Origin of the sequence: Mesorhizobium sp. WSM4310 (genome assembly GCF_007003935.1) — a bacterium.
Classification (GTDB): Bacteria; Pseudomonadota; Alphaproteobacteria; order Rhizobiales; family Rhizobiaceae; genus Mesorhizobium.
Map to the genome: position 1 here is coordinate 1 of NZ_VFTA01000071.1, position 9,887 is coordinate 9,887.

Below are 9,887 nucleotides of genomic sequence, written 5' to 3' on the forward strand. Positions count from 1 at the left end.
TCAGTTGCAATTCAACCGTGTCGGGCGCGACGTCAATTCGACCGTCATCAACAAGCAACCGAACGACCACCCCGCCCCAGTCGGACCGATCAATCCGCTATGAGTGACGAACCGATCAGGCTCGCCGCAGACGCTACCGTTCACGGCGAGGGAAAGGGGCCTTGAGCCCCCGGCCGAAAACTTCCAGGTTCACCTGAGAATGTCCCTCAACGACATGTATCCGCCCCATGCGCTTAGCCCGAGGAACATTGAAAGCAGCGCTACAATGGCGCCCTTTTGGCGGATGGAAGTCGATCGCTGCCAGCCCTCGAAGCATATCCAAGTCCCGTATGTCGCGATCAAAACGCACCCTACAAAGAGCCCCACAAGTATGCTTTTGGGATAGACAGGACGTAGCAGAAGGCTTGCAATGACAATCGCGTAAGAGGCTAAAGCGATTGGCGACAGATGCAGTCGAGTTAAGCGATGGCTTTAGATCGGATCGCGTGACATACGGCAGTGCATCGGCGAGCTGGACGGATCGAAATCACGTCTGCGAGTTTGACGAGTGCGGGAAGCCCGCACCGTTCGGATTTGCAAACCCCAGACAACCATCGCGCCCAGCCGAAGACGATGTAGCGTGGTTCTGCCACGGGCATCGCGAACACGGCGACAGATATTTGGCGGGGGCGAGATGATTAGTCGACCAAGAGAAGCGGACGATGACCGAGTCATCGACTGCCAGGAGGCAATGGAGCCCGGCTTCCAAGCCATCGTTGATTGCATGCTGGAGGCCGGATGGTCGCGCGGCGAAACTCTGCGGTCATTGAAGCGGCTGATCGCGGCGGACAACATGACCCAGAAAGAGAACGCTAGGACGGAAACACAGCTTGCCATTGCTCGGGCCATGATGCGGTCCGGAAAGTCTTCTAGGGAGGCGACGGCTTTTTGGCGGGCGGCCGGCGCCTTTTAACCGGAGCTGACTTCTCCGCCGAAAGACGGAGCTCCCGCAACCGCGCCGTCTTTGCATTTCGTGCTTTCGTTTCGGCTTCGACTAATAGTTTAGCCTCTCGATCAGCGCGCTCAAAGCGCTCTTTGTCTACCAGTCTTCGGGTCACGAGAGCCTCCCTTGGCTAACTGACCTATGAAATTATCGCTCGTTAGAATTGTTCCTTTCGCTGGCCTTCCCGCAGCCAATTTCGTGACCGCCGCGACGATGTCGAGCGCTCCAGCAGGCTTGACTTACCCATCTTCCGCCAGCGAGACATCCAGGTCCCGCCTGATCAACTCTTCGTCTTCAAGCACAAGGACCAGGGACGACGCCCATTGGGCGCGCTTCGCTGGCCTCGCGAGCGTGTCAATAGAAAGCCCGTCGCGGCTAAAGCGAAGGGCTTTCTCATCGGAGCGGGTGCACCCCAGGAGGATCGACCACTTGGTTAAAAATTCCCGGACGTGAAATTCGTTCGACAATGGCACACGGATTCTCTTCGCATCTAAACCGGTTATATGAGATAATCCTAATAATGCTCGCTTTAAGGCGACGGCCATGTCGTTACCGCTTTGCTGTGAAGTCTATTGCCCCGCTGACCTGGACATGCTCCAGCGCGTGTTTGACCGGCTGTGCGAGGAACGCCGGCTAGCAAAGACTGGGAACAACGCGAAGACCTGGCTGCCGAAGTCTTCCAAATTTTTGATGATGGGACGCAGGAAGTGGTGGGCTTGTGGCGGGCCTTTCAAAGCGCCGCGTCGCCAAGAGCGCATAGTTCAGTTTTCAAACTGTGAGGGGTGCTGCCACCATGATCGTCGCGCAGATGATAAACGATTTCGTGACGCTGCTGCATCCCGGTGCCGTTTGCGATAGGTGTATTGCCGAAGCCTTGCGCCTCAGTTCTCACGCGCACGCCGCGCAAACCACTGAGGCGTTGGGGACCACTTCGGATTTTGCGCGATATCGTGGACGCTGCGTCATATGCGACAGCGAACGGACAGTGACAATTGCCCGCGAACCTAAAGGCCAGATGCGCCCAGCCAAGATAGGAGCCGCGCTTGCAGGGCAATTGAGCCGCGAGGAACCTCTGCTGGTCAATGAAGTTGGGGTTCAAGCGCTACGGTGAAGCCCATGACCACGAAATACCATATCGACGAAATGCAGGGCGAAAAGTTGCTGGCCCTGCACATTGCGCACGGATCGACTGCCTTGGAGGCCATTAACAAGGTCACCGCCGGGCCGTTCGTAATTCGAACCGTGCAGGCTCATTGGTTCCGGGTGGTGGATCAGGGACGGCGGGCGGTTTTCAAATTCTCGGTCGAACGAGATTAATTTAGCATCCGCTAATCCTTGCCGCTTTCGGATGCCGCACCAGAATCCTTGCATTCAGCATCAAGGTCGGCGACGAGGTGGCAATAATGGCGACGGTGCTTAAGCGCGTCACCGAAGACCGCGTAAGCGTCTCGATCCCGAGCTACAATTTCCCCCATTCGATTATCGATCCTGAAGACATTGAAGGGACAGCCGTCCCCGCCGCTATTGACCTCCCGAGCACCTTAAGGTCGCGCATCGGACGGGATGTTGAACTCCTTGCAACGATTGGAGAACCCTTATGCGAACTAAAATTATTTTTGCAGCGTTTTCGCTGCTTGCTGGCCCCGCATCAGCAGCCGACCACCTCTTCACCGCCACATCGGCAGGCGGTTTGACGACCTCAAGCCAACCCTTCCATAACGGCAAAAACAACAGCGCTCCGACCGCCGATACGGTGCCCGGCCAGGGTAGTCCGCTGTCCGGTGCCGAGCAACATACCGTGTCGGCCACCGACACGCAGACAGGTGCTTCGCTCAGGACAATGCCGTCGGCGGCGACCACGGGCAAGACTGCGCCGTCTGCCAACGCCCACTGACATTCGCTGCACCTCCCGAGCGCTCTCTGGGCGGCACCCATAGATCATCATGGGTGTCTCCCAAGAAGGCGGATAAATGGAGCTAAGCAAGACTGTACCGCCCTGGCGTCAGTTGTCACGCGGCCGAGCGCGGGGCGCGTTTCCTGCCCGATGGACTGGCTGCAACTTGGACTGCTCTGCGGCGCAGGCTTGTGTAAGCGATGTTCTCAAGCCAGGGCTTTTTAGCTCGGCCACCCGGATATAGGCCCAAGGCAGCAGGGCGTCGATCTGGCTGTTGGGGTGGCCGTTGACGATCCTGGTGAGTACGTCGGCGAGATAGCCGAGCGGCTCGACACAGCTAGTTTGCAGGTTTCGACCAGGGAGGCGTTGACTGCCCAGTGCTTGGCGCCCCCGTCCGAGCCTGCAAAGAGGGCGTTTTTGCGATTGAGAGCAATCGGACGGATGGAGCGCTCGACCACGTTGCTGTCGATCTCAGTGCGGCCATCGTCAAGGAAGCGCGAGAGGCCTCCCCAACGGCGCGGACCCTGCGGCGGCCGGTTCATAGAAGCGCCGGCGCACATGCGTCCAGCAGAATGCGAGCGTTACCCCGCTCTTGTCGGCGAGCACGCGATAGCCGCCATATCCATCAACCTGCAGGATGCCGTGAAGCCTGCCAGATGGGCGATCGGACGCTCCGCCTTGCGGTCGGGCGCGTAGACATAGGCGACGCCGGGCGGATCGGCTCCGTCGCATGGCCGATCGTCTTGGGCATAGGCCCAGAGCTGGCCGGTCTTCGTTTTGCCGCGGCCGGGATCGAGCACGGGCGCCGTCGTCTCATCGGCAAACGGTTTCGGCGAAGCCTTCAGCTTGCCAAGCAGCCGCGCGTGCAGGCCGGGACGTCGAGGGAGGAACCATCCACCGGAGGCGCCTCGAAGTTGATCCTCACCATCTGATTCTCTCCTGGTAGCTAATTCAAACGTTATGTCTCAACTTTACTTTCGAAACCATACAACATGTCCGGCATCAGGCATTAGCTCTCCGACAGTTGGGCCGACCGTAGCCCATACAGAATGAGAAACGAAACACTTCGTAGTTGCACTTCTGGGACGCCCCAAAGCCAACTCAACGTCCTGCGAGGACGACGTCGTCCACCTCGTGGCACGGCAGATTGCCGATCTCTCGCATGAACTGGCAAGCGTCGGCGAGCGCGAGAGGAGCTTCCGGGTGCCGCATGCCTGCGGCGACCAGGTGCGCAATGGCGGCTCGGGACCCGATCCGCGCGAGCTGCCACCCAAGGGGCTTCGCACCCGGGACATCTACCTTTCCTTATGCCGCACTCGGCATAAGGGGATGTATCCGGGCCTGAAACTACGCCGATTCCCTAACGGCAATCCAGGAATGAAAGCTCGGCATAATGGCGCGCAGGGAAGATGCAATTCGGCCGAAGCGGACCTTTAGGTCGAGTCCTGTTGGTCAAAAATGACATCTACTTTTTGGAGAGTAGCGCTTCGATCAGGGAGTAGGTCGCCTTCACGCGGGCTTCGTTTGGGTAGTTCTTGTTAGCGAGCACAACCACGCCGATGTCCTCGCTTGGCACCATAGCGATGTAACCGCCAAACCCGTTCGTCGAGCCGGTCTTATTCAGGATCACATTCTTCTGGGGAGGAAGCGATGGGCTGATTCTTTCGGCTGGCTGTGGCTTCATGATGAAATCATAGCCATTGCCAGACTTCATTGTCTGCAGGTCGATGGGCCATGGGTACTGCTCCCAAACCATATCCTGGGTGAAAAAAGCAGTTTTGTACTGACCTTCATGGGTTCTCGCGACCGCCTTGCGCAATTCGTCGGGGGCCTTCCCGTGACCCAGCTCCACATCAAGAACTGTTAGCATGTCTCGGACGCTCGACTTCACGCCATAGGCCTCCGAGTCCAAAACCCCAGGGCTCACCCGAATTGGCGCATTGGTCTTTCGGTCATAGCCGAAAGCGTACTGGCTCATGTCACTCTTAGGAACGTCTATCCACGTATGGCGGAGCCCGAACGCAGGGAAGAGCACGCCCTCCACGGCTTGCTTGTAGTTTGAGCCCATGGCTTTGCCAGATATGTAGCCGAGCATCCCAATGCTAACGTTAGAGTAGCTTCGAGTTCCCGGTTGCGGCGGCTGCCAATCCATCAGCCAGCTCACCAACCCATCTACATTCGAAACGTTGTCCGGCACCTGCAATGGTAGTCCGCCCGAATGGTGTGTTGCCAAATCCATGAGTGTAAGCTTGTCGCCAATTGAACATCCGTCGACACAGACGAATGTGCCACCGTATCACTGAGGCTTAGCTTTCCGCGTTCTTCGGCCAACGCCGCAAGCGTGGCGTTGAAAATTTTGCTTATCGAGCCAAGCTCAAACAGCGTATCAGGGGTGGCCGGACGGTTGTCGGCCCGCGATGCCAACCCGACCGCAAAAAACTCATGTTTGCCGTTCCTGGTAACTCCAACGACGAGTCCGGGAATATCGTATTCCTTTACCACGGGTTCGAATGAAGCCTGCGCCTTCTCAGCAAACCCGTCGGCCTTCGCAATAGAGCCACTTGAGGTGAGTACCGCGATCGAAAACGCCACGAGGTACGAACACTTATCCATTCTATTGCTCCATATCGACATTCCCCAATAGGGTCTCGCTGGGATACAGTGATTGTTGGGGCAAAGTTGTGGCGCGCGGGCCCACCTGGCACTGGCCTTGGTATATAGGAGGTGGCATGTCATGACATCGCGGCTTTCAACGAGACGTAATTACTTCTGCATCGATCGAAGCTCGTCGCCAAACGTCAGTAACTTGTCGCCAACCCTGAACCGGCCAGACGATTGTTCCTTGAACGGCTCGATTTTGGCTAGATGTTCGGACCCGCCATGCGATGGATTGGATTTAGCCTGAACCTTTGCGGCTGCTCAGTCCAGATTTTGCAAATATGCTCGAAGGGGGTTAGGCAGCTAAGGATCTTCAGGCGTTTGGCGAAATTGTAGGCGTCGAGGAATGTTGCCCGGGGGGGGCACGCAGCTGATCATGGTTTTCATAGTAGTAGCGTCGCACGGTGGCTTCCTTGATCGTGCGGTTCATCCTTTCGACCTGACCATTCGTCCACGGATGGTTCGGCTCCGCAGACGGTGCTCCATATCGTTGCGGGCGCAGGCCACGTCGAAGGAATGGGCTCGGAAGATTTCCCTGCGCTCGATTGTTGCGCGGATGGCGCGCGGCCGCATGTTGCCATGCAGCAATCCTCTGTTATAGAGGATACATTCGATAGGACGCGATGTAATCACGGGTGCTCTTCCGGCCGCCAATCCGTCGGGCAATCTTGAAAGCCCGTTGATACTCGCGGACCTTCATAGTTACCTTTGATACCATCGACGGGGACAAGCATGTCCAATCTGACGCGAGCATATCGCGCTGGTGCTAGACCAGCCTTTCATGAGTGAGCGTTCAGTTCTTGCGGTGGGTATAATCCTGCTTACCGCTTCAATGGTGGCGATAATCTCGCGGCGCCTCCGTCTGCCTTATAGCGTTGGTCTTGTTTCTGCAGGTATAGCGCTCGGGTTTTTTCCTGGCGTCGCTGAATTCCCGCTAAGCCGAGATCTGATCTTCACCGTGTTCCTGCCGCCCCTCATTTTCCAAGCGGCGCTCGAGATCGAGTGGCGCCATTTTCGTGTTAACCTGCCCGTGAGTGCGTTGCTTGCGTTCCCCGGGGTGGCGATTGCGGCAGTGGTGGTTACCGTCGCCATGCATCTGGCGCTGGGTTGGAGTTGGATCGGAGCCGGATTGTTCGGAGTTCTGATAGCCGCCACGGATCCAGTATCCGTTCTGGCGGCCTTCAAAGAGATGAAGGTCCAGCCACGTCTGGGGCTGCTTGTCGAATCGGAAAGCCTACTGAACGACGGAGCCGCAGCAGTCGGCTTCACTATCCTGCTGGCAGCCGCAACGGGCGCGGGCGCGACGCCCTTAGCCGTCGTCGGGTCCTTCGCATGGACCGTTGCGGGTGGTGTCGTCGTTGGGACTCTGACATCAGCCCTCTTGCTTCTCATCGCTGGCCGGACCGAAGACCACCTGGTCGAGATCACGCTCACGACGATTGCTGCCTACGGCTCCTTTTTGGTCGCGGAGAATTTTAGCATGTCGGGCGTCCTCGCCACGCTTACAGCTGGCCTTCTTGTCGGGAATGTCGGCTGGAGAGGCGCAATTTCCACCGCCGGACGACCGCATGTTTTAGCCTTCTGGGAATATGCGGCTTTTCTAGCGAATTCGATCATATTCATCTTGATCGGTGGACACGAAGCGCAACAGCCTCTTGGGATATTCGTTGGCAGCTCAGCGCTCGCTATTGTCGTCGTGCTGATCGGCCGGGCTGCCGCGATCTATCCGCTTTGTGGGCTAGTGGCTCCGACGCGGCTGAGAGTGGACCTGAGATATCAGCACCTACTGGTATGGGGCGGGCTACGTGGGGCTCTCGCACTCGCCTTGGCGCTAGCGCTCCCGTCCGATATTCGCGAGCGGGGCGAAATCATTGTAGTGGCGTTCGCCGTCGTCGCCTTCTCGATTTTTGTCCAGGGATTGACGATGCCCTGGTTGGCTCGGCGCTTGGCGATCGCTCAACAGGCGACAGAAACTTGAGACTCCAGCTTGGCGAGGAGAGTTTGGCGCTAGATTTTTGACTTGAAAGTCGGCCAGCCAAGGATTCCCTCCCCACAACCGATCTTCCAAGCGCCCCACGGTTCGCGAAGTGTTTCCAGATGCAATTGTTCGTGAGAGGTGGTATTTAGGGGTAAGGCGGGCTGCTTCCTCGCCCAGGCCCGGTTGTGCACTGTGTCCCCGTCAAAGCCATGGCCGCCGGGCCGTCCTAACATCCATTTGAATTGCTATCGGGGTCGTTGCACTGGTTCTGTTTCGATCATCGCGAACACGGCGACAGCTATTTGGCGGGGGCGAGATGATAAGTCGACCAAGGGAAGAGAACGATTATCGAAACCGCGTCATCGACTGCCAGGATGCGATGGAGCCCGGCTTCCAAGCCATCGTCGACTGCATGCTGGAGGCGGGGTGGTCGCGGGGCGAAACGCTGCGGTCATTGAAGCGGCTGATCGCGGGGGACAACATGACCCAGAAAGAGAATGCTAGGACGGAACACAGCTTGCCATTGCCAGGGCCATGATGCGCGCGGGTAAGCCGTCTTAGGTAATCACAACTCGGTAAAAATCGTACATTCATTTTCAATTGAAATGAGATGACGGGAGAGTAGAATTACTCTTCGCCCGGCTTCCTCAAATGGCCGGCACGGCCCGGCTAGTCGCCCTGTGTCAACCTGAAGGCTGGCCGGGCCGTCTTGACAATCCTAGCGACGGAGCGAAAGCGAGACGAGTTCAGCCTCGTCTTTGATGCAGGCCATATAGTTTGCGATAATCCGCGATGCGATCGAATCGAGGGTGTCCGGTGACCGTTGCTCAAGTTTCAGCTTGTCGAAAACCCTGCCGAGAAGTGCCAATTCGGTTTCGTCGAATCTACCGGCGTCAGGCGCCTTTCGCCGGATTGGCATGATATTCCTCCCCACAGTCCTGGAGGGAAGCATGCCGCAAATCTCTCGTCCGGCGCTTCGGTGATCTGGCTAAACTCCACCTCCAAAAAAATCGGCCTGCTCATCAGGCCCGGCTTGACCATCCGTAGCTTCCCCTACGGCTTTTTGGCGGGCGGCCGGCGCCTTTGAACCGGAGCTGACCTCCGTCGGCTGTGCCGAAAGGCGGAGTTCCCGTTAACCGTGCCGTCTTTGCATTGCATGCTCTCGTCTCTGCTTCGACGAATAGCTTAGCCTCTCGATCAGCGCGCTCGAAGCGCTCTTTGTCCATCAGTCGTCGGGTCAAGAGCGCCTCCCATGGCTAACTGACCTATGCAATCATCGCTCGCGAAAATTGTTCCTTCCGTAGTCTCGGGCGTCAGGCGGGATCGACCACTTGGTTGCAAATTCCCACCTGCCTTGGCGCGCCGGTGGCACCAGCCTGCCTGACATGAAGCCTCCTTGACGTTTATGCGGCAAGGAGCAAAAAGCGGCGGAAGATCCCGGGAGCAACAGTTCGGCTGTCGACCAGACTGTCCGGCAGATCCTCGACCCTATTAGCACCCGCGCCATGTCGGTGGGCGACGTCCTGCCCACCGAACGGGAACTTGGCGAACTGTTCGGCGCGAGCCGCAACACGATACGCGAAGCGCTGCGCTCCATCCGCACCTATTGCCTTATCGATCCCAAGCCGCGTGTCGGCGCGGTGCTGGCGGACCGCCAGAATGTCGCGACCCAGAATTTCTTCCCCGCGCAGATGGATATTTCGAGGACCTCGTTTCACGACATACAGGGGTCCCGCCGCATCATCGAGGTGAGCATTGACGACCACATCATCCTCAATGCCAGCGCCGCTGAACTCGACGCCCTGGACGAGGTCAACGGCCTGATCGAAACCAGCAAGGATGTCCAGAAAGCCGCACAGCGCGATTTCGACTTCCACCTGGCGCTGATGAAGCTCGCCGGCAACCGCATGCTGGTGCAGACCTACCATTTTCTGTCGCCGGTCATCCTGCACATCATGACAACCGGCAAATCGATCCGGCCGGTGCTGAAAGAAACGCGCCACGCCCATGCCGAGATCATTGCCGCGCTTCACGCGCGCGACCGCATTGCCTATAGCTATTTGATGAGCCGGCATCTCGACTTCGGGCTGCGCTTCGTTCCCGACGACCTCCAAAACGCACGGACCTCGCCGGCAATGCCAGGCCCGACTTCTTCCAAGGATTTGCACAATGTCTGACTTTGAAAACAAGGTGGCATTGGTGACGGGGACGACCGGCATCGCGCTCGCCACCGCGAGGCGGCTGGCGCAGGGAGGTGCGGCGATCGTCGCCTGCGGCATCGACAGGGCCGCCAATGCAGCCATGCAGGAAAGCCTTGCCAAGGCCGGAGCGGATGCGCTGGTGCAAACGGTCGACGTGTCCGTTTCCGATCAGGT

10 protein-coding genes, 4 pseudogenes and 1 other annotated feature are annotated in these 9,887 nt (G+C 58.1%); of the genes and pseudogenes, 9 read left to right on the forward strand and 5 right to left on the reverse strand.

Going from position 1 to position 9,887, the window contains the following annotated elements; all coding sequences use genetic code 11:
* The first annotated feature begins 673 nt into the window (after positions 1 to 673).
* The 4 genes from FJV80_RS33995 to FJV80_RS34805 all read left to right on the forward strand — a co-directional run bounded on the left by FJV80_RS33995 (position 674) and on the right by FJV80_RS34805 (position 2,876).
* A complete protein-coding gene (locus tag FJV80_RS33995; RefSeq protein WP_095794079.1) occupies positions 674 to 952 on the forward strand; it encodes a hypothetical protein in 279 nt (92 codons plus the stop codon).
* Positions 953 to 1,775: 823 nt separating this feature from the next.
* Complete coding sequence (locus FJV80_RS34005) at positions 1,776 to 2,093, forward strand: hypothetical protein (protein ID WP_095794077.1); 318 nt, start codon at positions 1,776 to 1,778, stop codon at positions 2,091 to 2,093.
* A 5-nt stretch (positions 2,094 to 2,098) separates the two neighbouring features.
* Entirely contained in the window at positions 2,099 to 2,299 is a 201-nt protein-coding gene (locus tag FJV80_RS34010) for a hypothetical protein (protein WP_095789644.1), read from the forward strand.
* A gap of 280 nt (positions 2,300 to 2,579) precedes the next feature.
* Positions 2,580 to 2,876: a hypothetical protein gene (locus FJV80_RS34805; protein ID WP_179296052.1), complete on the forward strand. Its 297-nt coding sequence runs from the start codon at positions 2,580 to 2,582 to the stop codon at positions 2,874 to 2,876.
* A 108-nt stretch (positions 2,877 to 2,984) separates the two neighbouring features.
* Here the strand turns inward: FJV80_RS34805 and FJV80_RS34020 are convergent.
* From FJV80_RS34020 to FJV80_RS35530, 4 genes and pseudogenes are all read right to left on the reverse strand, one after another.
* Positions 2,985 to 3,745, reverse strand: a pseudogene (locus FJV80_RS34020) (transposase); the annotation flags it as partial.
* 596 nt (positions 3,746 to 4,341) lie between these two features.
* On the reverse strand, positions 4,342 to 5,115 hold the full coding sequence (locus tag FJV80_RS34030) for a beta-lactamase (RefSeq protein WP_281408808.1): 774 nt from the start codon (positions 5,113 to 5,115) through the stop codon (positions 4,342 to 4,344).
* Complete coding sequence (locus FJV80_RS35675) at positions 5,049 to 5,489, reverse strand: serine hydrolase (protein WP_280951491.1); 441 nt, start codon at positions 5,487 to 5,489, stop codon at positions 5,049 to 5,051. Before FJV80_RS35675 ends, FJV80_RS34030 begins: the two co-directional genes overlap by 67 nt.
* A gap of 248 nt (positions 5,490 to 5,737) precedes the next feature.
* Positions 5,738 to 6,017: pseudogene (locus FJV80_RS35530) on the reverse strand (integrase core domain-containing protein); the annotation flags it as partial.
* 130 nt (positions 6,018 to 6,147) lie between these two features.
* Positions 6,148 to 6,202, forward strand: a sequence feature (sul1 is cis-regulatory element that is thought to sense ions involved in sulfur or methionine metabolism; They are found in Alphaproteobacteria).
* Positions 6,203 to 6,315: 113 nt separating this feature from the next.
* Here FJV80_RS35530 and FJV80_RS34035 point away from each other — a divergent pair.
* Together FJV80_RS34035 and FJV80_RS35780 are read left to right on the forward strand one after the other, a co-directional pair.
* Positions 6,316 to 7,512, forward strand: coding sequence for a cation:proton antiporter (locus FJV80_RS34035; RefSeq protein ID WP_095789646.1), 1,197 nt, complete (start codon positions 6,316 to 6,318; stop codon positions 7,510 to 7,512).
* 316 nt (positions 7,513 to 7,828) lie between these two features.
* A pseudogene (locus tag FJV80_RS35780) lies at positions 7,829 to 8,073 on the forward strand (hypothetical protein).
* 157 nt (positions 8,074 to 8,230) lie between these two features.
* On the opposite strand, the gene FJV80_RS34045 reads toward FJV80_RS35780, so the two are convergent.
* Entirely contained in the window at positions 8,231 to 8,431 is a 201-nt protein-coding gene (locus FJV80_RS34045; protein ID WP_095794076.1) for a hypothetical protein, read from the reverse strand.
* Between the two features lie 553 nt (positions 8,432 to 8,984).
* On the opposite strand from FJV80_RS34045, the pseudogene FJV80_RS35680 reads away from it, so the two are divergent.
* The 3 genes and pseudogenes from FJV80_RS35680 to FJV80_RS34055 all read left to right on the forward strand — a co-directional run.
* Positions 8,985 to 9,140, forward strand: a pseudogene (locus FJV80_RS35680) (GntR family transcriptional regulator); the annotation flags it as partial.
* A gap of 12 nt (positions 9,141 to 9,152) precedes the next feature.
* Positions 9,153 to 9,689 (forward strand): FCD domain-containing protein, encoded by a 537-nt coding sequence (locus tag FJV80_RS34050; protein ID WP_348644014.1) that lies wholly within the window; start codon positions 9,153 to 9,155, stop codon positions 9,687 to 9,689.
* Positions 9,682 to 9,887 (forward strand): SDR family NAD(P)-dependent oxidoreductase (locus FJV80_RS34055; protein WP_142878473.1); only part of this gene is annotated, 206 nt, incomplete at its 3' end. The genes FJV80_RS34050 and FJV80_RS34055, both read left to right, overlap by 8 nt.

Coding starts and splice junctions, on each gene's coding strand:
- FJV80_RS34030 (WP_281408808.1), bottom strand. CDS start 5,115: ATGGATTTGGCAACACACCATTCGGGCGGACTACCATTGCAGGTGCCG.
- FJV80_RS34035 (WP_095789646.1), top strand. CDS start 6,316: ATGAGTGAGCGTTCAGTTCTTGCGGTGGGTATAATCCTGCTTACCGCT.
- FJV80_RS34805 (WP_179296052.1), top strand. CDS start 2,580: ATGCGAACTAAAATTATTTTTGCAGCGTTTTCGCTGCTTGCTGGCCCC.
- FJV80_RS34005 (WP_095794077.1), top strand. CDS start 1,776: ATGATCGTCGCGCAGATGATAAACGATTTCGTGACGCTGCTGCATCCC.
- FJV80_RS33995 (WP_095794079.1), top strand. CDS start 674: ATGATTAGTCGACCAAGAGAAGCGGACGATGACCGAGTCATCGACTGC.
- FJV80_RS34045 (WP_095794076.1), bottom strand. CDS start 8,431: ATGCCAATCCGGCGAAAGGCGCCTGACGCCGGTAGATTCGACGAAACC.
- FJV80_RS34010 (WP_095789644.1), top strand. CDS start 2,099: ATGACCACGAAATACCATATCGACGAAATGCAGGGCGAAAAGTTGCTG.
- FJV80_RS35675 (WP_280951491.1), bottom strand. CDS start 5,489: ATGGATAAGTGTTCGTACCTCGTGGCGTTTTCGATCGCGGTACTCACC.